Source organism: Streptomyces boetiae, assembly GCF_031845405.1.
GTDB lineage: Bacteria > Actinomycetota > Actinomycetes > Streptomycetales > Streptomycetaceae > Streptomyces > Streptomyces boetiae.
Genome location: NZ_JAVREN010000003.1, coordinates 1 through 24,615, shown reverse-complemented (window position 1 = coordinate 24,615; position 24,615 = coordinate 1). Strand labels below are relative to the sequence as shown.

The 24,615-nt window shown below is 73.9% G+C and carries 24 protein-coding genes; 9 read left to right on the top strand and 15 right to left on the bottom strand.

Translation table 11 applies throughout. The features are described from left to right. Positions 1-27 precede the first annotated feature (27 nt). From RM780_RS02380 to RM780_RS02370, 3 genes are all read right to left on the bottom strand, one after another. Positions 28-1,227 (bottom strand): DNA polymerase Y family protein, encoded by a 1,200-nt coding sequence (locus tag RM780_RS02380; protein ID WP_311628728.1) that lies wholly within the window; start codon positions 1,225-1,227, stop codon positions 28-30. Further along, positions 1,224-4,715 (bottom strand): DNA polymerase III subunit alpha, encoded by a 3,492-nt coding sequence (locus RM780_RS02375; protein ID WP_311628727.1) that lies wholly within the window; start codon positions 4,713-4,715, stop codon positions 1,224-1,226. Before RM780_RS02375 ends, RM780_RS02380 begins: the two co-directional genes overlap by 4 nt. A 363-nt stretch (positions 4,716-5,078) precedes the next feature. Next, positions 5,079-5,747 (bottom strand): TetR/AcrR family transcriptional regulator, encoded by a 669-nt coding sequence (locus RM780_RS02370; RefSeq protein WP_311628726.1) that lies wholly within the window; start codon positions 5,745-5,747, stop codon positions 5,079-5,081. Between the two features lie 57 nt (positions 5,748-5,804). Here RM780_RS02370 and RM780_RS02365 point away from each other — a divergent pair, with 57 nt between their 5' ends. Both RM780_RS02365 and RM780_RS02360 read left to right on the top strand, forming a co-directional pair. Next, complete coding sequence (locus tag RM780_RS02365; RefSeq protein WP_311628725.1) at positions 5,805-7,253, top strand: MFS transporter; 1,449 nt, start codon at positions 5,805-5,807, stop codon at positions 7,251-7,253. Further along, a complete protein-coding gene (locus RM780_RS02360) occupies positions 7,250-7,654 on the top strand; it encodes a cupin domain-containing protein (protein ID WP_311628724.1) in 405 nt (134 codons plus the stop codon). Before RM780_RS02365 ends, RM780_RS02360 begins: the two co-directional genes overlap by 4 nt. Positions 7,655-7,720: 66 nt before the next feature. Here RM780_RS02360 and RM780_RS02355 read toward each other — a convergent pair whose 3' ends face one another. Together RM780_RS02355 and RM780_RS02350 are read right to left on the bottom strand one after the other, a co-directional pair. Continuing rightward, a complete protein-coding gene (locus tag RM780_RS02355) occupies positions 7,721-8,341 on the bottom strand; it encodes a hypothetical protein (RefSeq protein ID WP_311628723.1) in 621 nt (206 codons plus the stop codon). Then, the gene (locus RM780_RS02350) at positions 8,338-8,742 is read right to left on the bottom strand and encodes an ATP-binding protein (RefSeq protein WP_311628722.1); all 405 of its coding nucleotides are present in this window, start codon (positions 8,740-8,742) and stop codon (positions 8,338-8,340) included. The genes RM780_RS02355 and RM780_RS02350 overlap by 4 nt, the downstream gene beginning before the upstream one ends. 257 nt (positions 8,743-8,999) lie before the next feature. On the opposite strand from RM780_RS02350, the gene RM780_RS02345 reads away from it, so the two are divergent. The 4 genes from RM780_RS02345 to RM780_RS02330 all read left to right on the top strand — a co-directional run bounded on the left by RM780_RS02345 (position 9,000) and on the right by RM780_RS02330 (position 12,566). Beyond that, positions 9,000-9,872: a helix-turn-helix domain-containing protein gene (locus RM780_RS02345; RefSeq protein ID WP_311628721.1), complete on the top strand. Its 873-nt coding sequence runs from the start codon at positions 9,000-9,002 to the stop codon at positions 9,870-9,872. Positions 9,873-9,913: 41 nt separating this feature from the next. Beyond that, the gene (locus RM780_RS02340) at positions 9,914-10,171 is read left to right on the top strand and encodes a DUF397 domain-containing protein (RefSeq protein ID WP_311628935.1); all 258 of its coding nucleotides are present in this window, start codon (positions 9,914-9,916) and stop codon (positions 10,169-10,171) included. Between the two features lie 204 nt (positions 10,172-10,375). Next, positions 10,376-11,599, top strand: a complete 1,224-nt coding sequence (locus RM780_RS02335; protein ID WP_311628720.1) for an NAD(P)/FAD-dependent oxidoreductase — start codon at positions 10,376-10,378, stop codon at positions 11,597-11,599. 10 nt (positions 11,600-11,609) lie between these two features. Then, a complete protein-coding gene (locus RM780_RS02330) occupies positions 11,610-12,566 on the top strand; it encodes a sigma-70 family RNA polymerase sigma factor (RefSeq protein ID WP_311628719.1) in 957 nt (318 codons plus the stop codon). A gap of 70 nt (positions 12,567-12,636) precedes the next feature. Here RM780_RS02330 and RM780_RS02325 read toward each other — a convergent pair whose 3' ends face one another. The 4 genes from RM780_RS02325 to RM780_RS02310 form a co-directional block, all read right to left on the bottom strand. After that, positions 12,637-14,145 carry an FAD-dependent oxidoreductase gene (locus RM780_RS02325; protein ID WP_311628718.1) on the bottom strand — a complete coding sequence of 503 codons (1,509 nt, stop codon included), beginning with the start codon at positions 14,143-14,145 and terminating at the stop codon, positions 12,637-12,639. Between the two features lie 242 nt (positions 14,146-14,387). Further along, positions 14,388-17,045, bottom strand: coding sequence for a rifamycin-inactivating phosphotransferase (rph, locus tag RM780_RS02320; RefSeq protein WP_394812869.1), 2,658 nt, complete (start codon positions 17,043-17,045; stop codon positions 14,388-14,390). Between the two features lie 180 nt (positions 17,046-17,225). After that, complete coding sequence (locus tag RM780_RS02315; protein ID WP_311628716.1) at positions 17,226-17,597, bottom strand: hypothetical protein; 372 nt, start codon at positions 17,595-17,597, stop codon at positions 17,226-17,228. 91 nt (positions 17,598-17,688) lie between these two features. Further along, the gene (locus RM780_RS02310; protein WP_311628715.1) at positions 17,689-18,255 is read right to left on the bottom strand and encodes an AAA family ATPase; all 567 of its coding nucleotides are present in this window, start codon (positions 18,253-18,255) and stop codon (positions 17,689-17,691) included. 22 nt (positions 18,256-18,277) lie between these two features. Here RM780_RS02310 and RM780_RS02305 point away from each other — a divergent pair, with 22 nt between their 5' ends. After that, entirely contained in the window at positions 18,278-18,931 is a 654-nt protein-coding gene (locus RM780_RS02305) for an HAD family hydrolase (protein ID WP_311628714.1), read from the top strand. Between the two features lie 29 nt (positions 18,932-18,960). Here RM780_RS02305 and RM780_RS02300 read toward each other — a convergent pair whose 3' ends face one another. The 6 genes from RM780_RS02300 to RM780_RS02275 form a co-directional block, all read right to left on the bottom strand. Continuing rightward, positions 18,961-19,533 carry a hypothetical protein gene (locus tag RM780_RS02300; RefSeq protein ID WP_311628713.1) on the bottom strand — a complete coding sequence of 191 codons (573 nt, stop codon included), beginning with the start codon at positions 19,531-19,533 and terminating at the stop codon, positions 18,961-18,963. Continuing rightward, positions 19,530-20,162 carry a hypothetical protein gene (locus tag RM780_RS02295; RefSeq protein ID WP_311628712.1) on the bottom strand — a complete coding sequence of 211 codons (633 nt, stop codon included), beginning with the start codon at positions 20,160-20,162 and terminating at the stop codon, positions 19,530-19,532. Before RM780_RS02295 ends, RM780_RS02300 begins: the two co-directional genes overlap by 4 nt. A gap of 30 nt (positions 20,163-20,192) precedes the next feature. Then, the gene (locus RM780_RS02290; protein ID WP_311628711.1) at positions 20,193-20,840 is read right to left on the bottom strand and encodes a hypothetical protein; all 648 of its coding nucleotides are present in this window, start codon (positions 20,838-20,840) and stop codon (positions 20,193-20,195) included. Positions 20,841-21,011: 171 nt separating this feature from the next. Continuing rightward, positions 21,012-21,581, bottom strand: a complete 570-nt coding sequence (locus RM780_RS02285; RefSeq protein WP_311628710.1) for a DUF2589 domain-containing protein — start codon at positions 21,579-21,581, stop codon at positions 21,012-21,014. A gap of 350 nt (positions 21,582-21,931) precedes the next feature. Beyond that, positions 21,932-22,240 (bottom strand): UTRA domain-containing protein, encoded by a 309-nt coding sequence (locus RM780_RS02280; RefSeq protein WP_311628709.1) that lies wholly within the window; start codon positions 22,238-22,240, stop codon positions 21,932-21,934. Positions 22,241-22,370: 130 nt separating this feature from the next. Beyond that, positions 22,371-22,691, bottom strand: a complete 321-nt coding sequence (locus RM780_RS02275) for a hypothetical protein (RefSeq protein ID WP_311628708.1) — start codon at positions 22,689-22,691, stop codon at positions 22,371-22,373. A gap of 211 nt (positions 22,692-22,902) precedes the next feature. On the opposite strand from RM780_RS02275, the gene RM780_RS02270 reads away from it, so the two are divergent. Then, complete coding sequence (locus RM780_RS02270) at positions 22,903-23,670, top strand: helix-turn-helix domain-containing protein (protein ID WP_311628707.1); 768 nt, start codon at positions 22,903-22,905, stop codon at positions 23,668-23,670. A 136-nt stretch (positions 23,671-23,806) separates the two neighbouring features. Continuing rightward, positions 23,807-24,403: a helix-turn-helix transcriptional regulator gene (locus tag RM780_RS02265; RefSeq protein ID WP_311628706.1), complete on the top strand. Its 597-nt coding sequence runs from the start codon at positions 23,807-23,809 to the stop codon at positions 24,401-24,403. Positions 24,404-24,615 lie beyond the last annotated feature (212 nt).

Below are 24,615 nucleotides of genomic sequence, written 5' to 3'. Positions count from 1 at the left end.
CGCGGCTCCCGGGCCCCCCGCCCGCCCCTACGCCGCGCCCAGCGCCCCCGCGGGTCCGGCCGCCCCGGTGCCGAAGCGGCGGCGGGCGCGGTCGGCCGCGGCTTCCGCCCGGCGGCGGCGTTCGTCGGCGGGGTCGAGGGAGAGCTGCCGGTGGGCCTGCGCGGCGTCCGCGAGCCGTTCCGCCCGCAGCGCCACGGCCCGCACCCGGGCCCGCTGGAGCCCGAGCGCGTCGTGCAGCGCGTAGGCCGCGGCGGCCAGCGCCGGGGTGTGCGCGGTGGCCTCGGGCAACGTCCGGCTGCGCGTGGTCGTGGAACGGTCGGCGTAGTGGACGGTGAGGGTGAGGACGCGGGCGGCGCGGCCCTCGCCGCGCAGCCGGTGGCCCAGCCGGTCGGCCAGGGCGAGCAGGGTGCGGCGGCGGGCGTCGTGGTCCAGCTCGTCGTGTTCGTACCGGTGTTCCGCCGAGGCCGAGCGGGGCGGGGCGCCGGGGGTGACGGGGGTGGGGTCGATGCCGCGGGCCAGGGCGTGGACGCGGCGGGCCGTGGCGGGGCCCAGGATGCGCTGGAGGGTGGCGGGCGGCGCGGCGGCGATCCGGCCCGCGGTGGTCAGGCCGTACCCGGCCAGGGTCCGGGCCGTGGCGGCGCCGACCCCGTGCAGGGCGGCGGCCGGCCGCTCCGCGAGAAAGGCGGCGACGGCCCCCGGCTCGTCGGGCACCTCGCTGACCCCGGGCCCCTCCCGCAGATCGGCGGCCATCCGCGCGAGCACCGGATTGGGCCCGACCCCCATGACGCAGTCCACCCCGTGCAACGCGAGCGCCCGCACCCGCACCACCTCCGCCAGCCGCCCGGCCCCGCACCCGAAGTACCGCAACGCGCCCCCCAGTTCGGCCAGCGCGGCGGCGGGCGGCAGCGGCTGCACGACGGGGGTGAACTCGCGCAGCAGCCCGAGCAGTCGGTCGTACGCCTCTTCCCCGGGACCGCCCGAGTCCGGGGCTTCCACCCCCACGCCCGCCCCGGCGGCACCCGGCCCCGCTGCTCCCGCGCCGGGGGCGCCCGGCCCCTGAGGGCGCCGCCCCCCGGCCCGGCCACGCGGGGACAGGCCGCCCCCCGCCTCCACGCCCGGGGTGTCCCGGCCATGCGAGGCCGGGGCACCCCCGGCGCTCCCGTCCGCCAGGCCGAGGTAGCGGACGTAGAGCACCGTGGCGCCCGCCCCGGGCGTTCCCCCGCTCATCCCGCGCTCCCGGGGCTGGCGTGCCAGAACCTGCGCAGGGCGGGCGACTTGGCCGGGTCCCCGGCCGTGCGGAGGTCGGCCCACGGGTGGAGCACGGCCCCCGTCGGCATCTCGATCCGGCGCTCTGTCGCTTCGTCCCCTTGTCCACCCGTCGCCTTGTCGCCTCCCTCTCCGGGAACGCCCTCCGAAACGCCCCGCGGAGCGCCCCGCACCGCCAGCCGTTCCGCCACCGCCCCGAGCCCGCCGGAGGCCCGCAGTCCGGCCAGCTCCGCGAGGTCCCACGCGGCCTCCCCGACCACGCTCAGCGTGCGCGGCCCGCGCCGCTGGACCGTGCCGCGCACCAGCAGCAGCCAGGAGTGGAAGACCGTGTGCGCGCAGGCCGCGTGGCTGTCCTCGAAGAACGCGAGGTCGGTCAGGCCCGTGGTGTCGTCCAGGGTGAGGAAGATGACGCGCCGGCCCGACCGGATCGGCGGGGTCTGGGTGGCGGCCTTGGCCCCGGCGACGAGGACGGTCTCGCCGTGCTCCGCCGCGCGCAGCGCGCGGGCCGGCCGCACGCCCAGCTCCGCGAGGAACTCCCCGTACCCGGTGAGCAGATGGCGGGAGGTCTCCATGCCCAGAACGCCCAGCTCGGCGCCGAGCCGCTCGTCCCCGTCCAGGTCGGGCAGCCCGGCGGGCGGGGTCAGCTCCCCGTCCGCGAAGGGAAGCTGACGCCCGGCCCCGGCGCCCGCGCCCCCGCGCCGCCGGTGCCCGTGCTGCTCCGCGATGTGCAGCATCAGGTCCCGCCGGTTGGCGCCGAACGTGTCCAACGCCCCGACCTGGGCGAGCCTTTCGGCGACCGGCCGGGAGGGGGCGGCGCGCGCGAGCAGGTCGGTGAGGGAGGCGTAGGGGCGGCCGGCGGCGATGCGTTCGGCCTCCTCCTCGGAGATGCCCCGGACCTCCCCGAGCGCGAGGCGGACGCCCCAACTCCCTGACTCGGACTCCAGTTCGATTCGATAGGCGGTGTCCGAGCGGTTGACGTCCAGCGGCAGCACCGGAACGCCGCGCCGCCGCGCGTCGGCCAGCAGCAGCCGTTTCGGGTACATGCCGGGGTCGTGGGTCAGCAGCCCGGCGTAGAAGGCGGCCGGGTGGTGCGCCTTCAGCCAGGCGGACTGGTAGGTGGGCACGGCGAAGGCGACCGCGTGCGCCTTGCAGAAGCCGAAGCTGCCGAAGGACTCCAGGATGTCCCAGGTGCGGGCTATCACCTCCGGCGGGTAGTCCCGCCGCGCCGCCTCGGCCGCGAACCAGCCGCGCACCCGCCCCTGGCGTTCCCGGTCCGACAGTGCCCGCCGGGCCTCGTCGGCCAGCGCCCGGTCGCAGCCGGTCATTTCGGAGATCACGCCGATGACCTGCTCGTGGAAGATCACCACTCCATGGGTCTCGGCCAGCACCTTCTCCAGGTCCCGGTGGGGGTAGCGCGGCGCGCGCCGCCCGCGCCTGGCCTCGATGAAGGGCCGCACCATGTCGGCGCCGACGGGGCCCGGCCGGAAGAGCGAGATGTCGACTACGAGGTCGTGGAACGTCTCGGGCTGGAGCCGCCCGATGAGGTCGCGCTGCCCGGGGGACTCGATCTGGAAGCAGCCCAGCGTCTCGGTCGAGCGGATCAGCGCGTAGGTGGCCGGGTCCCCGTCCGGCACCTGCGCGGGGTCGTCCAGGTCCACCCGCTCGCCGGTGGCCCGCTCGATCTCGCCCACCGCGTGCGCCATCGCGGACTGCATCCGCACGCCCAGCACGTCCAGCTTCAGCAGCCCGAGGTCCTCCACGTCCTCCTTGTCGAACTGCGACATGGGGAAGCCCTCGCCGCTGGTGGGCACCACGGGCGTGCGCCGCAGCAGCGTGGCGTCGGAGAGCAGCACCCCGCACGGGTGCATGGCGACCCCGCGCGGCAGCCCGTCCAGCGCCTCGACCAGCTCCCACATCCGGGCGCCGCCGTGCTCCTCGGGGTCCACGCCGCGCAGTTCGGGCAGCTCGGCCAGGGCGGCGCGCGCGTCCCCGGCGCGGATGTGGGGGAACGCCTTGGCCAGCTCGCCGGTGGCCTCCGGGTCCCGGCCCAGCGCCAGGCCCACGTCCCGGATGGCGTGCCGCACCCGGTAGGTCTCGGGCATGGCCACGGTGGCGACCCGCTCGGGGCCGAACCGGCGGAAGATCGCGCGGTACGCCTCCAGGCGGCGGGCGGACTCCACGTCGATGTCCACGTCGGGCAGCGCGGCCCGGCGCGGGGAGAGGAAGCGTTCCATCAGCAGGCCGTGCGCCAGGGGGTCGGCGTGGGCGACGCCGAGGAGGTGGTTGACCAGCGAACCGGCGCCCGAGCCGCGGGCGGCGACCCGGATGCCCAGGCCCCGGACGTCCTCCACCACCTGGGCGACGGTCAGGAAGTAGGAGGCGAAGCCCAGCCGCCGGATGATCGCCAGCTCCTCCTCCAGCCGCTCCCAGCGGGCGCGGTCGCGGTCGTAGCGGCGCGCCACCATCCCGGCGGCGCAGCGGGAGCGCAGCACCCGGTCGGCGGTGCGGCGGGCCGCGCCGACGAGGCCGGGCTCGGGGAAGTGCACCCGGCCGATGCCCAGGTCGGTGACCGGGTCCACCCGGCAGGCCGCGGCGGTCGCGGCGGTGTGCTCCAGCAGCCGGCGCGCGGCGGAACGCCCGTAGCCGGCCGCCGTGGCGATCCGCTCGGCGGCCCGCGCCATCTCCGCCGGGCCCTTCAGCCAGCGTTCGCCGCCGTCCAGGCCGCGGCGCGGGTCGATGGGGGCGAGGCGGCGGGCCGCGTCCAGCACGTCCGCGACCCGGCCCTGGCCGGGGTCGGCGTAGCGCACGGCGTTGGTCAGCACCGGGGTCACCCGCCGCTCGGCCGCCAGCTCCAGGGTGCGGGCGGCCGTCCTCTCCGGGCCGCTCGCCTCCGCCGCCAGCCGCAGCGCGCCGCCGAACCGCTCCCGCCAGGGCTCCAGCAGGGCGGCGGCCAGGTCGGGGCGCCCGGCGGCCAGGGCCCGGCCGGGCTCGGAGTCCGCCCCGAGCAGGACGGTCAGCCCCTCGCCGTGCGCCTCCTCCCAGGGCAGCAGGGGGCGTTCTGTGTCTGCCCTCGCGTGGGCGGCGGTGACCAGGCGGCACAGGGCGGCCCAGCCCGCGGCGCCGTCCCGGGCGAGGAAGACCACGCGGGGCGCGGACTCGTCCGCGTACGCCCCGCCACGCACCGGCGTGCGCCGCCGCTCCCGGGGCCGCGGACGCTGCGGCTCGACGGCCAGCTCCACCCCGTACACCGCCCTGACCCCGGCCCGCGCGCACGCCTTGCTGAACCGCACGGCCCCGGCCAGCGTGTCCCGGTCGGTCAGCGCCACGGCACCCATCCCCCGCTCCCCCGCCCGCTCCACCAGCCGCTCCGGAAGCGAGGCCCCGTACCGCATCGAAAACCCCGAGGCCACGTGCAGATGCGCGAACCCCGCCGCCGCCTCCCCGCCCATCCCCACGCACCTCCCACCACGCCCGTCCCCCCTGCCTCCGATCGCTGTCCTGCACCACCATAAACCAGCCATCGAACACACGTGCGACTCAGGGAACGCCCAGGTCAGCCGGGGGACGCCGGGCCGAGACCTGGCCGAAAACGCGCCGCCCCCGGCACGGCCGCAACACCCCGCCGACGCGGGCAGGTTGCGCCTCTCCCGGTGGCGCGGGGACACCACCGACGGCCCCCGGAAGACGGACGCGGGGAGCAAGGCCGCGCGTCCACGCCGGACTCCCCCCGAACAGCAACCGCCGCAGCCCCCCGGATGCCGCCGTGCCGACGTGTCCGTTCGGCCTGGCGCACACCGGCGGCGGCGCCCCCGTCAGCGGGTCGCGATGAGGCCGTCCACCAGGGCCCGGAGCCCGTCCAGGTAGGTGTCCTCGGCGGTCAGCGGCGCCCAGCGGTCAGCGACCTGCGCCAAGCGGGGCAGCTCACTCGGGTCGAGATCGGCGAAGACCCGCTCCCGGTAGGTCGCACGGCTCTCGTCCGCGCGCCGCCGGGCCGCCGTCGCCCGCACCACGATCTCCCCGGCCGTGTAGTACCAGATCGCGCGGTACCCGTGGACGGCCCGCTCGGGGGACAGGCCGCATGCGACGAGGCCGTCGACGATCTGCTCGACGAACCACAGGGCGGATCTGGACATCAGGTCGTCGGCGGCCAGCACCTCCACGATCCAGGGGCAGGCGGCGAGCACCTCGTGGATCGCGGCGGCGGCGGTGACGATCCGCTCGCGAGGGTGGGCGGGCGGCTCGGGCCGGCGCAGCGTCCGCTCGGCGTAGTCGTCGAGCAGCAGGACGAGCAGCTCTTCCTTGTCGCGGACGTGGTGGTAGAGCGCCATCGGCGTACTGCCGATCTCCGCGGCCAGTCGCCGCATGGTCAGCCGGCCCACACCCTCCTCGTCCACGATCCGGCGGGCCTTCTCGACAACCTCCTGGCGGGAGATACGCGGAGGCCGGCCGAGGGCTCGGCGGGGCGTGGACGGCTGCGGCATGCCCTCATCATCCCCCAGGAGTCGACAGCAGCCGCCCGTCGGCGCTACTTTCTTTACATGTATAAAAATATGCGCGGGCAACCCGGCCCGGTGCTGGCGGCGGTGGCCGTCGCCCAGTTCGTCTTCGCCCTGGACCTGTCGGTGGTCAACGTGGCACTGCCCGAGATCCGCACCGCGCTGGGATTCGCGCCCCTCGGCCTGTCGTGGGTCGTGCACGTCTACGCGCTCACGTTCGGCGGGTTCCTGCTGCTGGGCGGCCGCGCCTGCGACCTGTACGGCCGGCGGCGGCTGTTCCTGGTGGGCCTGGTGGTCTTCGGGCTGTGCTCGCTGGCCGGCGGGCTGGCCCAGACGCCCTGGCAGCTGATCGCCGCCCGTGCCGGGCAGGGCCTGGGGGCCGCCGCAGCGGCCCCTGCCGCGCTGGCGATGCTCACCGCCACCTTCACCGAGGGGCCCCGGCGCGTCCGCGCGCTCGGGGTGTGGAGCGCGATGAACGCCGCGGGCGGGGCGCTGGGCGTATTGGCAGGGGGGCTGCTGACCGAGTACGCGGGGTGGCGCTGGGTGATGCTGATCAACCTGCCCATCGTGGCCGCGGCCCTCGCGCTGGCGCTCGTCGGCGTGCCCGCCGGAGAACGGCCCGCCCGGCAGGAAAGGCTGGACGCGCCCGGCGCCGTCCTGGCGACGGGCGGGATCGGCGTGCTGGTGTTCGGCGTCGTCCGCACCGACGCCCAGGGGTGGGGCTCCCCGGCCACCCTGGTGACCCTCGCCGCCGCGTTCGTGCTCCTGGCAGCCTTCGTCCTCGCCGAATCCAGGGCCCCCGCGCCGCTGCTGCGCCTCGGTCTGCTGCGCAGCCGCTGGGTCGCCGGCGCCAACGTGCTGGTGTTCCTGGCCGCGGCCGGGCAGTTCACGGCGTTCTATTTCGTGTCCCTGTACATGCAGCAGGTGCTCGGCCTGGGTGCCGCGGTGACCGGCGCCGCCTTCCTGCCCTTCTCCGCGGGCATGGTGGCGGGCACGATTGCCGCGACCCGCGTCACCGCGGTGCGCGGTCCCCGCGCGCCCCTGGTGCCCGGCGCCCTCCTGGCCGCCGCGGGCCTGGGGTGGTTCGCCTTCATCAGTCCCGGCGGCAGCTTCCTCACCGACGTACTCGGCCCCTCCCTCGTCACCAGCGTGGGCGCCGGACTGGTCCTCGCCCCGGTCGCCGTCGCCGCGACCACCGGCATCGCCCCGCACGAGGCCGGCATGGCCTCCGGCCTCCTCAACAGCTCCCGCCAGCTCGGCGGCTGCGTCGGCCTGGCCGTTCTGGCCACCGTCGCCGCGCACCGCACCGGCACGTCCACCGGCCCCGCCGCGCTCAACGGCGGCTACGCCCTGGGGCTCGCCGTCGCCGCCGCTCTCTTCGTGCTCGCGGCGGTCGTGGCGATCGGCGTGCTGCCCCGCCGCCGGGCCGCACCACCGCACCCGCAACCCGCCGCATCCGCAGCGAACCGACTGGAAGGAACCCCGTCATGACGACGACACCCGCCTCGCCCATCGACCTGTTCGCCTCGGCGCTCCACATCCATCCCGACGGCGATCTCCGAGCCGGCGAACGGCGGATGACGAGCAGCGACTCCGGGGCCTGGCAGATCGCGACGTTCCACGTGGCGACCGACTCCGACGTTCACGCCGACCACTGGGAGGTGCACCCGGAGGCCGAGGAGGCGGTGTGCTGCCTGACCGGCGGCGTCCGCGTCTGCTTCCGTCCCACCACGCCCGGAGGCGCCGAGGACGTGGTGCGGCTGCGGGCGGGCACCGCCGTGATCGTCCCCCGCGGCCGATGGCACCGCCTGGAACTGGACGCCCCCAGCGACCTGATGACGATCACCCTCCGCCACGGCACCCGCCACGAGAAGCGCGCCACCACCCGCTGAGCGGGCGGCCTGACCGGGGGGAATGCCCCGCCCGGGCCCGACGGGGGTCGGCGGGACGGCCGGCCCTCATGCAAGGGTGGCGGCCCGCGTACACCGCGTGAGTTCGATGACGAGCTGGGAGGCGAGGAACCAGGGCGCGGCCGGGTCGCCGTAGGGGATGTGGCCGTCCTCGGAGGAGGCGAACCGGCCGCCGGGGGCCGGGGCGAGGAAGCCGCCGAAGACGCCCCACACGCGGGGCTTGCGGCAGTGGACGGCCACCGGGTCGGTCAGGCGCGGGCAGTGCCGGGCGGCCAGCCCCGCGCAGGGGCGGCAGACGGGCGGCTTGGTGGTCAGCATCCCCTCCGGCTCGCCCTCCGGCCGCTGCATCAGGAACAGCCACCCCCGCGAGGTCCGTTCGGCCGGCCCCCCGCACACCTGGCACAGCCGCCGCAGCATCGCCTCCCGCTGCCGCACACTGTGCAACGCCCGGAAGTCCGGGCGCCCCTCCCCCGGCGCCTCCGCCATGCGCGCCCACAGCACGCCGTGCCGGTCCCGGTCCCCCGGCCGCTCGTCCCGGTAGGCCAGCCCGGCCCCGCCGGGCCGGACGGTCAACGCCCTCGCCACCGGGAGGGCCCGCTTCTCCGCGCTCCAGGCGGCGGCGTACGGCACGGGCAGCCCGCCCGGCCCCCACGCCAGCGGCGCCCTCACGCGGCCCCGCCCGCCAGCTCGGCCCACACGCGCTTCCCCCACGGCAGCACCTCGGCCCCCCACCGCACGGCCAGCGCCTCCACGATGACCAGCCCGCGCCCGCCCATGTCCTCCCCACCCGGCTTGCGGAGCACGGGAAGGGCGCGCGACCCGTCCGCCACCACGACCCGCACCCCGGTGCGACCGGTGCGCTGCACGGTCACGTGAACCCGGGAACAACGGCCGTGGAGCACGGAGTTGGCCACCATCTCGGACACGACGAGCGCGGCGGCGTCGGCCAGCTTCGCCAACTCCCCGTCTCCCAGGGCCTGATGAACCAATTCCCTTGCCCGCGCGGCGCTTTGGGCCGCGCGGGCAAGGGTGAGGGGCCCCACGAGGGGCTGCGTTGCTACTGCGATCATGTGTCATACCTCCGATTCAGAGCCGGGGAGTTGACGCCCGACAGCCGCACATCGAAAGCGCGGTCTCTCGTCTTCCCAGCTCAATCACCGTGCCGTGGCGCACAGTCGATCGCAATAGAATCCGAGGTTGAATCACCCGCCCACGAGAAAGTGGCACATGACCCTGCGAACGCAACGTCCGATGCGACGATTCATTGGCGCGTTAGGCCGCGCAGATCACCGCGATTCGCAGGCAGTTGTGCCGGGAAGGCAAGCAGATGGCAGCTCCGCACCGACCAACTGCCCGCCGCATCGCGCTCGGCCATGAGCTGCGCGAACTGCGGAAGCAGGCCGGGCTCAGCCTCGAAGACGCAACGCGAGGGATGCCGTTCAGCGACACCAAGCTGCAACGGGTCGAGACCGGGCTTCAGGACCTGCGCAGCGCAGGCGACTTGCGCAAGCTCCTGACTCGGTACGGCGTCACTGACGACGAGGAGGTCAGTCGACTGGTCGAGACGCAGCGGGAGGCGTCCAGCCAGGAATGGTGGACCCCTCGCGTCACCAGCATGTACCCGGGCATGCCGAGATTCCTCGGCATCGAGTCATCGGCGCAGGAGATTCGCGCGTACCACCCGATCCTGGTTCTGGGGCTGTTGCAGACCGAGGCATACGCACGGACGCGCCACGAGATCGCCAAGTCCATTGATGAGACGACGACGGAATTCATCGAGGACAGCGTTCGGATCAGGGCGAAACGAAAGGAGGCACTGACGCGGACAGAGTCCCCGCTGCGGCTGTGGGCGATCCTCTACGAAGCCGCACTGAGGCACATGGTCGGTGATGCCGACCTCATGTGCGAGCAGTACGAGGAGATCGCCAGGCTGTCGGCGCTCGACAACGTGACCGTCCAGGTGCTCCCTCAGGGCATGCGGGGCTACCTGTTCGAGCACGACTTCAGCATCCTCCTCCTCGGCGGCAAGCTGCCGACGACGGTCAAGGTGGACACCGCCTACCGTAATGTCTCCGTCAGTGACAGGCCCCGGGAAGTGGGGCGCTTCTCAAGGCTGTTCGAGGCCCTGTCGCGATCTGCCCTGCCGCCGGAAGAGACCCCCCTGTTCCTGCAACGACTAGCACGAGAGATCACCGCATGACCCAGCACGCTCGCACCGCCCACGCACCGGACCTGGTCGGCATGGCCGACTGGTTCGCCTCTTCCTACAGCGGCAACGGCACCAACTGCGTCGAAGTCGCTGACCTCGGAGACTGGTTCAAGTCCTCCTACAGCGGCAACGGACAGGACTGCGTCGAGGTTGCCGACCTCACCCACACCCCCCACCGCCGCATCGCCATCCGCGACTCCAAGAACCCGACCGGACCGGCGCTGCTCCTCACCCCGGCGCACTTCGCCGCGTTCATCGCGGGCGTCCGGGCCGAGGACCGAGCGGCCTGATCGACGGCGCGAGGCCGCTTTCTCCCGATCGACCCGGGGGAAAGCGGCCTCGCAGCGTTCACACCTACCCGGCCACCGCCCGCGTATCCGGTCCCGCGGTCGGCCTTCCGGGCTGTGACCCACGCCATATCTCGGTCCTGTCAGGAATCGGGCCGCCGTTCCGCTCAAGTCGCGGAAGGGCAGGGCAAACGACAGGAGCGAGACATGAAGCACCGCATCGTCGTCCTCGGCGCCGGGTACGCCGGGGCCTATGTGGCCGGGAACCTGGCGCGTCGGCTGGCGTCGGCGGATACCGAGATCACCGTGGTGAACGCGGTGCCGGACTTCGTCCAGCGTCTGCGGCTGCACCAGCTCGCGGCCGGGCGGGAGATCGAGGCGCCGCAGCTCACCGAGGTCTTCGCGGGCACGGGGATACGGGTGCGCGTGGCGCGCGTCACGGCCCTGGACCCCGAGCGGCGGGTCGTCGTCGTGGCCGACGACAACGGCGGCGGCGAGCTCGAATACGACACGCTGCTGTACGCGCTGGGCAGCCAGGGCGACGCCCACAGCGTGCCCGGCGCGGCCGAGCACGCCTTCGACGTCGCCGCGCGGCCCTCGGCGCTGCGGCTGCGCGAGCGGCTGAACGAGCTGGGCGGGCGGGGCGAGGGCGGGCGCGTGGTGGTCGTCGGGGACGGGCACACCGGCATCGAGACCGCCACGGAGATCGCGGAGGCCCGGCCCGGCCTGTCCGTGGCGCTGATCGCCCGCGGCGAGCTGGGCGCCCGGCTCTCCGCCGGGGCCCGAGCCCACCTGCGCCGGGCCTGCGACCGGCTGGGCGTCACCGTGCTGGAGCACACCAGGGTCGAGGCCGTCGAGGCGACGCGGGTGCTGTGCGCCGGCGGCACCGCCCTGGCGTCCGACGCCACCGTGTGGACGGCCGGGTTCGCGGTCGGCCCCCTCGCCGCTGCCGCCGGGCTTGAGGTCACCGACCAGGGGCGGATCGTCGTGGACCGCACGATGCGGTCGGTCTCGCACCCGGAGGTCTACGCCGTCGGGGACAGCGTCCACGCCGTCGGGGACAACGGCCGGCCGCTGCCGATGTCCTGCGGCTCGGCCGGCTACACCGGGCGGCAGGCCATCGAGGCGATCGTGGGGCGGCTGACCGGCCGCAAGGTCGCGCGCACCAAGCTGGTCCACCAGTACAACGCCATCAGCCTGGGGCGGCGGGACGGGATCTGGCAGGCGGTGGACGGCGAGGGGCGGGCGAAGCCGGCGTACAGCGGCGGGCGGAGGGCCGCGCGGATCAAGGCGGTGATCGAGAAGGGGTCGCTGTGGGGGACCTCGCACCCGACCTTCGGCCTCCCCCGGCGCAGGCGCCGCCTGGCCGCCGCGCCGGAGACGTCCGCGCCGGAGGCGTCCGCCGGGAGGAGCGGCAGCGTTGCCGCCTAGGGTGACCCGCGTGGAGAGCACCGACGTCGACCGCTTCGACGCCGACCGGTTCGAGGCCGGCCGCAACCGGCTGGCCTCGCTGGCGTACCGCATGCTGGGCTCGGCCGCCGACGCCGAGGACGTCGTGCAGGACGCGTTCCTGCGCTGGCAGGCCGCGGACCGGAGCCGGATCGAGGTGCCGGAGGCGTGGCTGGCCAAGGTCGTCACCCACCTGTGCCTCGACCGGCTCCGCTCGGCGCAGGCCCGCCGCGAGCGCACGGCGGGGGCCTGGCTGCCCGAGCCGCTGCTCGACGGCGACCCGATGCTCGGGCCGGCCGACACCTTCGAGCAGCGCGAGATGGTGTCCCTGGCCGTGCTGACGCTGATGGAGCGCCTCTCCCCGGCGGAGCGGGCCGTCTACGTGCTGCGGGAGGCGTTCTCCTACAGCCACGCCGAGATCGCCGGGATGCTCGACCTCACCGAGTCCGCGAGCCAGCAGCACCTCCACCGGGCCCGGCGCCACCTCACCGCCGCGCGCCGCGGCGGCGGCGGCGAGGTGGACCCGGCGTCCGCGCGCAGGCTGGTCGAGGAGTTCTTCGCCGCCGCCTCCTCGGGGCGCACCGAGCGCCTGGTGGCGCTGCTCACGGACGACGCGACCGCGATCTCCGACGGCGCCGGCCTGACGGAGAAGCTGCTGCGGTACGACACGCCGCGGCGCATCGCCGCCGTCGCCCGCGCCGGCTTCAAGCCCACGGCCGCGAAGCGCCGCCTCGCCGGCGGCATCCTCACCGTCCACTACGCCCTGGTCAACGGCGGCCCCGCCCTCCTCTTCGTCCTGGGCGACCGGGTCTCCGGCTCGGTGACCTTCGACCTCACCGGCCCCAGGATCACCACCATCCGCGGCATTGCCGCCCCCACCCGCCTGACCCGCCTCACGCAAGCCTGGCGCCAACTCCCCGAGGCCGCAGCGCCGATCACCGAGTGGTGACCGGCCGCCCGGACCGGCGGGCGAGGCTGCCTTCCCCCGACCGGCGCGGGGGAAGGCAGCCCCGGCGGGGTCAGGCGGCCGGGGTGCCGAACCAGCGGGTGAGGTGGGCGTTCAAGGAGTGCTGGTCGTCGCCGAGCCAGGCGATGTGGCCGTCGGGGCGGAGCAGGACGCAGGGGGCGTCCAGCGCGGCGGTGGGGTCGGGCAGGTGGTCGACCCGGTCCGACCAGCCGTCGGCGGTCAGGCGGCCGGTGCGGTCGAGCAGCAGGCCGCGGCCGTCGTGCAGCAGGTCGTAGAGGCGGCCCTGGCGCACGTCGATGTCGCGCAGGCGGCGGCCGAGCAAGCCGGGGCCCTCGCCGAAGTCGTAGCGGATGCCGATCGCGGCGATCTTCTCGGTCAGGTGGCGGTTCACCTCCTCGAAGTCCATCAGCTCGGTGAGCAGCCTGCGCACGGCCCGCGGGCCAGGGCCGGGGGCGGAGAGTTCCTCCTGGGCCCGGGTGTTGTCCAGCACGTCCGCGGCGACCGGCCGGCGTTCGGCCTGGTAGGTGTCCAGCAGCGTCCCCGGCGCCCAGCCGCGGACCTGGGCGGCCAGCTTCCAGCCGAGGTTGAACGCGTCCTGCATGCCGAGGTTGACCCCCTGCCCGCCGATGGGCGGGTGGATGTGCGCCGCGTCGCCGGCCAGCAGCACCCGGCCGGCCCGGTAGCGTTCGGCCAGCCGCGTGGCGTCCCCGAAGCGGGAGAGCCAGCGCGGGGAGTGGACGCCGAAGTCGGTCCCGGCGACGGCGCGCAGCTCCCGCCGGAAGTCCTCCAGGGTGGGCGGCTCCGCGCGGTCGCTGACCTCCGCCGCGGGGACCAGGACGCTGTAGACCCCTCCGCCGAAGGGCCGCAGCCAGAACCGCCGGGGGGCATCGCGGAGTTCGGCCACGCGGGCGGCGATCTCCTCCTGCGGCAGCCCCGCTTCCATCTCGCCCATCAGCGTCTCGTTCCGCGCGGGCTCGCCGGGGAAGCCGACGCCGAGCAGCTTGCGCACGGTGCTGCGCGCGCCGTCGCAGCCGACGAGGTAGCGGGCCCGCAGGCGTTCGCCCCCGGGGGCCGTCTCGATCGTCACGCCCTCCTCGTCCTGCTCGAAGTCGGCGACCGCGCTGCCGCGCCGGATCTGCGCGCCCCGCGCGACCGCGTGCTCTTCGAGCAGGCGGACGAGGACGGGCTGCGGGATGCCCAGCAGGTAGGCGTGCGCGGAATCCAGGCCGCGGGGCGCGGGCTTGTCGATCGCGGCGAAGAATCCGCCGGCCGACCGTTTCCTGCCGTGGGCGAGAAGGCGGTCCAACAGGCCGCGCATGGCCAGCAGTTCGAGGCTGCGCATGTGCAGGCCGACGATGCGGACGAACGACGTGGGCTCGGTGTCCTTCTCCAGCACGAGGACGCGCACGCCGTGCAGCCGCAGCTCGGCGGCCAGCACCGCGCCGACCGGGCCGCAGCCGGCGATGATCACGTCGAACGCGAGGGGCGGGCGAGCGGCGCCGGGGCCCGGCCGGGCGGTGGACCGCGAAGCGTGCGGCACGGGGTCCAGCGATGAGTGCATAGGTGGTGCCTTTCGGGAGTGCCCTGGTGGGGGGGCGCTCCCGGCGACACCTACGTCAATCGCCCGGCCGTGACGGGAAGGAGGAGCACCCACGTCGATACAGCGTTCATGGGTCCCACCTCCTCGGTCGGCGTCACGGCCCCCGCACGGTACAAGGGCGCCCACCACCCCGTCCAGCCCTTTCCGGGCCGCTCAAGACGCGCCCCGGCCACCGGCGTTGTCCCCGGCGTCGCCCCTCGCGTTCAGGACAGGATCTCGACGTACCCGTCGGTGCCGTGGACGCGGATGCGCTGCCCGTCGCGGATCAGCCGGGTGGCCCGGTCCACGCCCACGACGGCCGGGAGGCCGTACTCGCGGGCGATCACCGCGCCGTGGGTCATCAGGCCGCCCACCTCCGTCACCAGGCCCGCGATGCCGACGAACAGCGGGGACCAGCTCGGGTCCGTGAAGGCCGTGACGAGGATGTCGCCCGCCTCGAGGTCGGCCTCGGCCATGTCGAGGACGACGCGGGCCCTTCCTTCCACGGTCCCGGCGGAGACCGGCAGGCCGCTCAGGGCGCCGGGCGGAACGTCCTCGCGCCGGTAGGCGCCGTTGACGGCCTCGCCGTCGGAGGTGAGCACCCGGGGCGGCGTGAGCGCGTGGCAGGAGCGGAACTCCTCCTTGCGCTGCCGGACGAGCCGGTGGTCCACCTCCTTCGAGCGCACGGCGTCGTGGAGTTCCTGGAACGTGAGGTAGAAGGCGTCCTCCCTCTCCGTCAGCACGCCGGCCCGCACCAGGCGCTCGGCCTCCCCCAACAGAGCCTGCTTATAGAGGAAGTAGCGGCTGACGATGCCGTACTTCGGATACTCCCGGTACCCGATGAAGGTCCTGACCCGGTCGATCATCCGCTTCGTCTCGTCGGCCTTGCGGTCCCCGTCCGGCAGGGCCCGCAGGCGCGCCAGCACGTCCCGCTCCTTCTGCCGCGCCTTCTCCCGCCCCTGCTCGAAGCGCTGCCGGGCCGCGCCGGGGCCGAAGTTGCGGACGTTGTCCAGGATCGCGGGAACGAGCGTGGCGGGGCGCTCGCTCCACCGTGGCCGCGTGATGTCGATCTCCCCGACGCAGCGCATGCCGTACAGGTCGAGGTAGGCCGCGATCGCCTCGCGCGCCTCGGCCCCGCCCGGGAGCTTCGCCAGCTCGTCCAGGAAGTCCTCGTCCCGCACGCCCCCGCCCTGGACGTCCCCGCCCTGGGCGCGTTGCAGGAAGGCGATCACCTCCGGATGCGGGCGGATCGCGTCCGCGACGTCGAGCAACGCCAGGCCCATCTCCGAGGTGACGTTGCCGGGGGCGGAGAGCGTGAGCGTGTCGGCGGCGTTCTTCTCGCCCAGCCACTCGTGCAGCCTGTCGTTGAGCCACCACGTGGCCTCCATCCCGGCCATGATCGCCTGCATGCTCAGGGGATCGCCGAGGGCCCGCTTGTGCTCCGCGAAGGCGTCGAGCAGGAAGTCGAACAGCGCGGGCCCGCTCTTCGTCCGGATCTCCCGCTCCAGGGCGGCGACGGAGGCCCGGCTGCGCTCGATCAGCTCGGTGACGAGGGCCGGGTCGGTCGGGATCGGGGCGGGCGCTGTCCCGGCCGGCGGGCCGCCGGGGGCGGCCGTGTCCGGGAGCGTGGGCACGAAGTCGCCGCGGTCGAGGATCGTCTCCAGCGCGTCCCGGATCAGCGGGTCGCCCCTGCCGATGACGTCGAGGAGTCCGGCGCGGGCCGCGGGCGAGGCCAGGCGCGGGGTGACGTCGACAAACAGCCTCCCGCCGGCTTCGAGCATCGGCGCCATGGCCGTCAGGTGCCACACGGACAGGCCCAGGGGGCGCATGGGGTCGGTCATCATCTGCTGGTGGCCCACCGAGACGAAGACGTGGTTCTCCCGGTCGCCGGTCTCGGGGACGGGGAACAGGGTGGTGATCGGACGGCTCTGAACGATGTGGAAGCCGTCGTCGGCCAGGCACCACTCGATGTCCTGCGGGCGGCCGAAGTGCGCCTCGATGCGCCGCCCCAGCTCCACGAGCCGCACGGCCCGCGCGTCCGTCAGCGCGGGCTCCTCCTGCCGCCGCGCGTCGACCGGGACCTCCCGTGTGCCGCCGTCCGGCAGGGCCTGAACGGCGCGCTGCTTGGCGGCGATGGACCGCTCGACGACCTCGCCGTCGCGCACCTTGAAGACGTCCGGGTTCACCAGGCCGGAGACCAGGGCCTCGCCGAGGCCGAACCCGGCGTCCACGGTGGCGACCCTCCGGTTGCCCGTGACCGGGTCGGCCGTGAACAGGATGCCGGACGCGTGCGGCAGGACCATCCGCTGCACGACCACGGCCATCCGGACCGCGCGGTGGTCGATGCCGTTCCTCCGGCGGTAGGTCACGGCCCGCTCGGTGAACAGCGAGGCCCAGCACCGGCTGACGTGCCGGAGGACCGCCGCCGGGCCCAGGACGTTCAGATAGGTGTCCTGCTGGCCGGCGAAGGAGGCCGTCGGCAGGTCCTCGGCCGTCGCGCTGGAGCGGACGGCGCAGGGGGTCCGCTCCCCGAGCCGGACCACCGCCTGGGTGATCGCCGCCGCGAGGCCGTCCGGGACGGCGATCCCCTCGATGGCCCGGCGCAGCTCCGCGCTGAGCGCGCTCGTGGCCTCCCGGTCGTCCGGTTGCGAGCGGGACAACCGGTCGAGCAGCTCCCCGATCGACGGCGCCTCCGCCACGACCCGCCGGAAGGCGTCGGTCGTCACGCAGAAGCCGTCGGGCACGCGCACGCCCTCGATCCGCGCCAGCGCACCCAGGTGCGCGGCCTTCCCCCCGACGAGCGCGACCTGCGCCTCGTCGACCTCGCGCAGATCCCGCACATAACCCACTCCGCCGAACCCGTTGTCGCGCACGTCCCTCATCCCTGATCGCCTTCCCTCCGGCGCACCGCACCCCCGCGTTTCCGCAGGTCCCGGCACCGGCCGCCGATTCTGCGCCACGACGGGGGCCTTGCGGCAAGCCCCCCGCCGCGCTATACGTTGAGAGAGGCAGGGAGAGAGCGCTCTCCTTGCCTTCGCCTTTTGCCCGGCGCGTGCAGGCCCTTACGGCAGGTGAGGCCAGAGCCGGCCCAGCGCGGCCCACCCGGTGCCGAGGAGAAACGGCAGACAGACCACCGCCGTGCTCAGCAACCAGTAGCGGCGGGCGGGGAGGGCCCTCGCCCGGGTGGTGTTCCGCACCAGATAGTTGCTGAGGAACCAGATCCCGAGAGACGTGCCTCCGAGGGGCACCAGGAGGATCACCCACCCGAGGATGCCGTCGTTCTCGGTCGGCTCCCGGCGGGTCAGTCCCAGGTCGTGCAGGGGAAAGTTCCTCAGGAACAACGCCAGCGCGAAGAACGGGACGATGGCGAGGACGCCGAGGACCGCGTTCAGGCAGACCGGGGGAAGCCAGGCCAGGCGGGGCGGTCGATTCATCGGCAGGGGACCTCGCAGGGCGCGGGTGTGGTCGCGCGGCGTGCGTGGAACGTCCGGGGCGGGCCGCCGCGTTCCCGGCCGGGGTGGGGGGTCAGGCCGGGAGGCGCAGGCGGCCCGCCGTCAGTGCGGTGCGGACGGTGGTGGCCGTGGCCCGGGGCGACTGGGCGGAGGTGTCCAGGGCGTGGGGCTCGTACGGGCCGAGGTCGGTGAACTGGGCATGCATCAGGCTGATGGGGCCCGGGTCGGTCAGGGGGTGGCCGGGGCGGGTGGTACCTCGGGTCAGGGTCGTGGGCTCGTCGGGGCGCAGGACCGCGTAGTGGAGGGGGACGCCGGACTCGTCGGCGGCCGTGCGGAAGGGGCCGAGGAACCAAGGGCCCACCACGCCGTCCACCACGACCCGGTAGCCCCCGGCCGCGTACCCGGCCGCCGCGTGGGCCAGGACGGCGATGACCGTCTCGTTCTGCGGCTGGGCCTCGGGCAGGAAGGGCAGGAGCGCGCCCCGCACGATGCAGGCCCAGAAGTCGTCCGCATGCAGGTGCACGCAGGGCGCCTCCAGCACCTCCCCGGCCAGCAGCCGCGCCACCGTCGTCTTGCCGGCGCCCGGCGGCCCGGTCAGCAACAGAATTTCGCCGGTCGCACGCTCATCCGTTTCCCGCATGGCCACAGGTTAGGCTGCCGGGGTGACGCATCCCCCCATTGACCTGGTGATCTTCGACTGCGACGGCGTGCTGGTGGACACCGAGCCGCTGGCCTTGCGCATCTGCGTGGAGCTGGGCGCCGAGCTGGGGTGGCCGCTGACCGAGAACGAGATCGTGGACCGTTTCCTGGGCCGTTCCGAACGCGCGGTGCGGGCACAGATCGCCGAGCGGCTGGGCGCGGAGGCGGCCGGGCGCTGGGAGGAGCTGTACCGGGTGCGGCTTGAGGCGGCCGTGGACGCGGGGCTGACGCGGGTGGACGGGATCGGCGAGGTGCTGGAGTCGCTGACCCTGCCGCACTGCATCGCCTCCAGCGGCGGCCACGACAAGATGCGCCGCACCCTGGCCCGCACGGGGCTGTACGAGCACTTCGCGGGCCGGATCTTCAGCGCCAGCGAGGTGGCGCACGGCAAGCCCGCCCCGGACCTGTTCCTGCACGCGGCGGAGCGGATGGGCGTTGCCCCGGAGCGGTGCGCGGTGGTCGAGGACAGCCAGTACGGCGTCCAGGCCGCGCGCGCCGCCGGGATGCGGTCGTTCGGCTACGCGGGCGGCCTGACCCCGGCGGCCTGGCTGGCGGGCCCGGACACGGTGGTCTTCGAGGACATGCGCAAACTCCCGGAGCTGCTGACCGCCGGGTGACCGGAGACGCGCGGCGCGTTCGATCAGAGTCAGTGTGAAAGGAATACTTCGCAGCGACCCCGGGGGGACGCGGTCAAGGGCAGAAGATTCTCATCCCGAGTGCCTCTTTCGTTGTATATCCGCAGGGACGCGACCTGAGCGCGCCAGCTTCCCGGTCTCTGGGTGCCCATGGCTATGGGCGCGCAAGGGTGCACCCAGCCCAGCTGCGGCAGTTCGGATTCCTCGTTCAGGGTGACATCTTCGACCATGGCGAAACATGCCGAGCAATTCTGGCCGGCGCATTCAATCAGCGCCAGCGGGTCGCGCAGCGCTTTGCAAGCGGCGAGAACGCACATTTCCCCGTGATTGCTCGTGCCCCCTGCGCCGAAGGTCTGTGCCAGGTAAACGTGCCGGATGAAGCCCGTGGTCCACCATTCCGCCCGCGAAATCGCGTCCCTCAACTCGTCCATCCCTGCCGTTTCCGCTCTCACGCCGCCCGCCTTGCTGATGACGAGGGCCCTGCCCTCGGTCAATCCGACCGTGTAATTCTCCTGCTGTCTGCCGGCCGGGCATTCCCGGAGAACATCATCGAGGATGTCGCGGAATTCTTCGTTGCGCTTCATCGGGTGATCCTTCCTCCTTCCGGAGCTGCGCCCGCCGCGCGCGTGCCGGGCAGGGGCGTGTCGTCGGTTTGTCCGAGGAGGTTGTCGACGAGTTCGCCGAGGAGGTCGAGGGCGTCGCCGGGGGCGAGTGCCGCCTTGAGATAGGCGTGCATGCCCGCGGTGTCGGGGGTGGTGGCCAGGTCGGACCACAGTGACCGGAGCCAGGGGTCCCTGGGCTGGTCGCCGGGGGTGGGGAGTGGCCGAGCGTGGGAGGCGACGGCCAGAAGCTGTGCGATCTTCTCGCGGTACCCGTCGAGTCGGGTGTCGATTCCGGTGATGATGTCGCGCAGGGCGTTGTCCGTTTCGGTGAGGGCGGCGGCGGTGACGGCGCGCTGGGCCTGGCGGGGGGTGGTACCGGAGGAGACGGCGCCGTTCGGGCGGTAGCCGTCCTTGGCGCCGAGGATGCGGCCGCGTGCGGAGGCGACCTGTCCCGCCAGGGGGCGGCGGAGTTTGAGGAGTGTCTGTTCGACGGAGCTGAGCCAGGCGAGGGCCTCGCCGACGAAGGCGGGATCGGCGGCGGCGTAGCGGTCGAGGACGCGGGGGAGGTCGAGAAGGTGGGCGGTGAGCATGTGGCGGGTCGCGCTGAGCACGGTGTCCTCCCGTTCGGGCTCGGTGGGTGGTCATTCCGGTCCGAGCCGGCTCCGCACAGCGCCCTCTCCGGTACGGAAGGTCTCCCATTCGAGCCCCTCCTCCCTGACGGTGATACTGAGTCTGCTGACCATGGAGGGGGACGCCTGCTCCTTGATCTGCCCGGAGAGGACGTTGACGGAGATGCCGGGAGGGCTGCCCGCCTCGGCCGCGTCGACGTCGCCGACGCGGTGGCGTACGGCGTCCAGTACCGTCCGCAGGCCGCCGGCCCCGAGCCGTTTGCCCACGGCGGTGCCGGTGAGCAGTTCGCGCGTGGCCGTCTGGGCGTGGTGGGCGAGGGATTCCCGGGTGAGCGGCTCCCCGGTCCTGGGGGACGCGGCGCGTGTGAGTTCGGTGGTGAGCCGGTTCTGCAGGCGCTGCCGGAGCCCGGGAGGCAGTTTCTCCTCCGCGACCGCCAGGGCGTCGGCGACCGCGGACACCACCTCCCGGGCGACCAGCTCCGGGTCCCGGAGGGCGCCGGGAACGCCCCCGGTCTGGCCCTCGATGAGGATGGGCAGGTCGATGCGGAGTTCCGGTATCCGCACGCGCGGCACACTGAGCCCTTCCAGCAAGGGGTTGTCCCGGTACTGTTCGGCGATGGCCGCGGTCTGCAGGTCCGCGATCTGCCTGGCTCGCGCCACACTGGCCAGAAGAGCGCCGAGTGTCTGGGAGAAATCCGTCATGTGATGCCTGCCTCGTGAACACTCCCGGGCCTTGCGGCCCAGCCGGATGTGGAGATCAGCGATCGGCGCGTCCGGGCCGGTGAGCCCGGGGAACCGGTCGGCCTTCGACGGCGGCGCTTCGAGTTTTCCTCACGCAGGGGATTCCTTGATGCAGTTCTCCAGTACGGACAGGATTCGCTCCGTTCCCGCGGGCAGCTCCTCCTGCGTCGCCTTCACCTGGACGGCCATGGAGTAGGAGCGTTCGACCTTGGAGCCCTCGCTCGTCCCCTGCTTGGAGGAGTAGCTCACCTTCAGCTCCGCGGACACCGGACCGAAGCCGCCGCTCGCGCCGAGAGAGGCCGCGAGGTCCTGCGAGGACGTACTGCTCGACTCCTGGACCGAGTTGATCTTCGCGTTGAAATCGATCGTGGTCTCCTGAATCCGTATGAACGGTATCGGGAGCATGGTCAGAATCGGCACCGACAGCTTGAACGGCTTCACCTCGACACCGGAGACGCGGCCGTTGTCGTCCCGCTTCTCGACCGGCTTCTCGTAGCTGAACTGAACCGTCGTCGGCTGCCCGTCCTGCCCGAACCCGACGGACCTGATGAATTCGACCGAGGTCTGCGCGGACTGCGCCTGCGCCTTCACGACCGCCGAAAGCGGACCGCCGATCATTGCGGAGAAATCAAGACCCGAAAGCTCGTCGCCAACCGGCATGGCTATCAACTCCTCGCATGCGAAACGAAAGGGCGAACCGGACCTGGGGGATGTCCGCTCCCGTCCGGTACCTCCACCTTGCACGCGAAATTCCGGCCGCGAAAGTCGATCTTCACTCGCGCGCCCGCGACCGCGAGAAACCGGCCGCCTTTCCGCAGGCACCCGGAAATGTCGCCGAAATGCGAGAAGCGCCGAGCAGCAGTCCCGCCCTTTAGGGGAAAAAGACCGCGCAATGTGCGAGCGGATGGAGACCCGGCAGTCATCCCGACACCCGACGCGTCTGCCCGCGGCAGGGACGTGCACCGCCAATGAGGCGTCATTGCCCAGGTGGTGACCGGTCCGCGCGAGAACTATCGGGAGTTCTCGGCCTCCGCCGGATGATCCGGGGACACCATGTAGCTCCGCTGCCAGACGGAGCCGCGCATGAGGATGTGCCTCGAATGCCGGACCACGCCGCCGGCGTCGTCGTAATAGACCCGTTCGATCTCCATCAGCGGAGTTTCCCTGGAGATGGCGTAGCGTTTCGCTTCCTCCGGTGTCGGCAAGCGGACGTTCTCCTGTTCTTCGACCCGCATGGCGCCCGAGGGAGCCTGATCGTCCTGGAACGTGAACGCGGCCTTCTCCCGCTGGGCCCAGCGCTGCTTTCTTCTGGCTAGCACGTGCGGGTCTCCTGGTGGTGGGGCGCCCGCGCCGGACCGGGGCACATCGGGTGTACGCGGAGCGGCGCGCGTCGCGGCGCCGGGGGGAACGCGCTCCGGCGGCGGTGGCCCCTGAGCGGAGCGGTCGCCCTCATGGCGCGTCACTCGGCAGTGGCCGGCCGAGTCTGCGGGACAGCGCGATGATCTCCTCGTACTGGAAGTGCTCCGCCTGCCACGGATGACGCCTGCGCAGTGCGGCGCACAAGGCGGGAGTGACGCGATGGCCGTTGATCACGGGCCAGCCGTCCGCGTCGAGCCAGAGCTTGAGTTCCGCCTCCTCCAGCTCCGCCTGATCGCAGTCGGCGCCGGCCTTCGCCGGCCCCTGCGGCGAGGCGGGTTCCTCCTGGGGCAAGGGGTGAACGACCACGGCAGGACGCTGTGCACCGGTCCGGTGCCGACTGCGGCGGATCACGATGCTCCCTCCGGGAGTGCGGGGAGGCGGGGCGGGCGGGGCGCCCGGCTGCCACCCCGCTGCCGGGCGGCCCAATACTACGCAGCGAGGCGGCTTCCACGCTCTGTGTCACCGCGCGAGAGTCTCCTCGTGCACCGCCGGGCGTGCCGTGTCCCGTACGGTATGACCCTTCCCTGTTCACCCGGATTGAGAAGCCCGCTGGAGTGCCGCAATGTCCGAGTCCGGGACCAGCCTGGCGTCGGCTCTGTTCGTCGCGGTCGACGCGTTGATCGAGGGCCGCGTCCTCCTCCCCCCGCCCGGCGAGCGGCGGCGTCTGCGCGTGGCCCATGGACTCGCGCCGGATGACGTGGCCCGCGCACTGCTCGTGACGAAGAACGCCGTGGAGAGCTGGGAGGCCGGCCTGGCCGAGCCGGAGCCGCCGCAGCGCGAGGCCTACGCGCATCTGCTCGAACGGCTCGCCGATATCCATCCGGCCCCTTCCCGGTACGCTCCGGGCGGGAGCGCGACCGAGGGCCGGCGGGCGGCGGCCGAGGAGGGGCCCCGCCCCCCCGCTCCCCGTGGCGACACCGAACGGTCCGAGCTCCCGGCGGCAGCCCGGGGGGAGCGGCGCGGAGAGCTCGTCATGTGCCCGCGGCACGCCTTCGGGACGGCCGACGGCTGTGGCCCGGCGCGGGCCGATGAGCCGTCGGCGCGGCGTTCCCCGGTGAGCGAGCACACTCGTGGCCCGCTCCCCGGCCATGAGCGAGGGCATCAGCACGGGGAAGCGGACCGGGGCAGGAACCTGCCGGCGGGAGCCGTCGGTGACCGGGCGGCCGTGGCCGAACGGCCTCTCCCCGCGGGGCGCCCGCTGCGCTTCGAGCTCACCACCCAGGGCTGGCAGCCGGTGACCGCGGCACCGCCGGGGGAACGGGCCTCCGACCGCCCGGCGTTCGAGGGCGGAACGGCCTGCCCGGCGCCCTGCTGCCCGGTCCGCCGCTGACGGATTGTCCGCCTGGGCCCGGGAGGACCCGCACACCGCCTCGCAGCCGTCAGGCGCGTCCCGCCCGCGGGGCGCGCCCACTGAGTACGGTACGCACCAAAGAGGGCATATTGTCTGGAAATCCTGGAAAGTGAACATGACCCACGCCGATGGCGATATGGCCAGAATCCTGGACGCCGTTCATACGCTGATCGAACGTCACTCGGTGCTGCCGCCGCCTCTCGAACGCGCGCGGCTGCGCAAGGCTCATGGGCTGACTCAGGCGGACCTCGCCGGAGCGCTCAGGGTGAGCCGGACCACGGTGGTGAGCTGGGAGGCGGGGCGGACCGAGCCCCGCCCGCCCCACCGGGAGGTCTACGCCCGCCTGCTGGAGCGACTGGGCCGCCTCTACCCGCTCGGCGCTCCGGCGTCGGAAGGCCCCGGCACGCCACCGGCTCCGGAGCCGGGCCGCCCGCCGCGCACACCACCCGCTCGGCCTCCCGCCGAGTCGCCGGCGGGGCGGGGCACCACGGAGAACACCACCGGAGATCCGCTCCCCTGCACCTGTCCGCCGCCCGCGGGACCCACGGCGCTCGGAGCTGACCCACCGTCCGCCGGCGGCGCGACGGCACGGCCCGCTCGTGGTGGCGGCGCGGTGCCGGGCGGCCCGCTCGGCCGGCCGCCCGTTCGTTCCGCCCTTCACCGCCTGGGCGCCTCTGCCGTGTTCACGCGGAACGGCTGGCGGTTGCTGTAGCGCCGACGCGACGGCGGTGCGGGCGGGGACGCCGGGGCGCGTACGTCGCAGGCCATGGCCCGCGCGAGAACCGGCTCAGGCCACGCCCAGGGCCTCCGCCCCCGCGTGCAGCAGGTGATGGAGGGCCAGGGCGTCGGGAGCCAGGGCCGTGATCAGGGCGGCGGGGCCGGGGAGGGGGGTGAGGGCGGCCGTCGGGGCGAGGAGGCGGGGGG

Bases quoted from the DNA above. Each gene is read 5' to 3' on its own strand.
- RM780_RS02380 (WP_311628728.1), bottom strand. From the start codon at position 1,227: ATGAGCGGGGGAACGCCCGGGGCGGGCGCCACGGTGCTCTACGTCCGC.
- RM780_RS02375 (WP_311628727.1), bottom strand. From the start codon at position 4,715: ATGGGCGGGGAGGCGGCGGCGGGGTTCGCGCATCTGCACGTGGCCTCG.
- RM780_RS02370 (WP_311628726.1), bottom strand. From the start codon at position 5,747: ATGCCGCAGCCGTCCACGCCCCGCCGAGCCCTCGGCCGGCCTCCGCGT.
- RM780_RS02365 (WP_311628725.1), top strand. From the start codon at position 5,805: ATGTATAAAAATATGCGCGGGCAACCCGGCCCGGTGCTGGCGGCGGTG.
- RM780_RS02360 (WP_311628724.1), top strand. From the start codon at position 7,250: ATGACGACGACACCCGCCTCGCCCATCGACCTGTTCGCCTCGGCGCTC.
- RM780_RS02350 (WP_311628722.1), bottom strand. From the start codon at position 8,742: ATGATCGCAGTAGCAACGCAGCCCCTCGTGGGGCCCCTCACCCTTGCC.
- RM780_RS02345 (WP_311628721.1), top strand. From the start codon at position 9,000: ATGGCAGCTCCGCACCGACCAACTGCCCGCCGCATCGCGCTCGGCCAT.
- RM780_RS02340 (WP_311628935.1), top strand. From the start codon at position 9,914: ATGGCCGACTGGTTCGCCTCTTCCTACAGCGGCAACGGCACCAACTGC.
- RM780_RS02335 (WP_311628720.1), top strand. From the start codon at position 10,376: ATGAAGCACCGCATCGTCGTCCTCGGCGCCGGGTACGCCGGGGCCTAT.
- RM780_RS02325 (WP_311628718.1), bottom strand. From the start codon at position 14,145: ATGCACTCATCGCTGGACCCCGTGCCGCACGCTTCGCGGTCCACCGCC.
- rph (WP_394812869.1), bottom strand. From the start codon at position 17,045: ATGAGGGACGTGCGCGACAACGGGTTCGGCGGAGTGGGTTATGTGCGG.
- RM780_RS02315 (WP_311628716.1), bottom strand. From the start codon at position 17,597: ATGAATCGACCGCCCCGCCTGGCCTGGCTTCCCCCGGTCTGCCTGAAC.
- RM780_RS02310 (WP_311628715.1), bottom strand. From the start codon at position 18,255: ATGCGGGAAACGGATGAGCGTGCGACCGGCGAAATTCTGTTGCTGACC.
- RM780_RS02300 (WP_311628713.1), bottom strand. From the start codon at position 19,533: ATGAAGCGCAACGAAGAATTCCGCGACATCCTCGATGATGTTCTCCGG.
- RM780_RS02285 (WP_311628710.1), bottom strand. From the start codon at position 21,581: ATGCCGGTTGGCGACGAGCTTTCGGGTCTTGATTTCTCCGCAATGATC.
- RM780_RS02270 (WP_311628707.1), top strand. From the start codon at position 22,903: ATGTCCGAGTCCGGGACCAGCCTGGCGTCGGCTCTGTTCGTCGCGGTC.
- RM780_RS02265 (WP_311628706.1), top strand. From the start codon at position 23,807: ATGACCCACGCCGATGGCGATATGGCCAGAATCCTGGACGCCGTTCAT.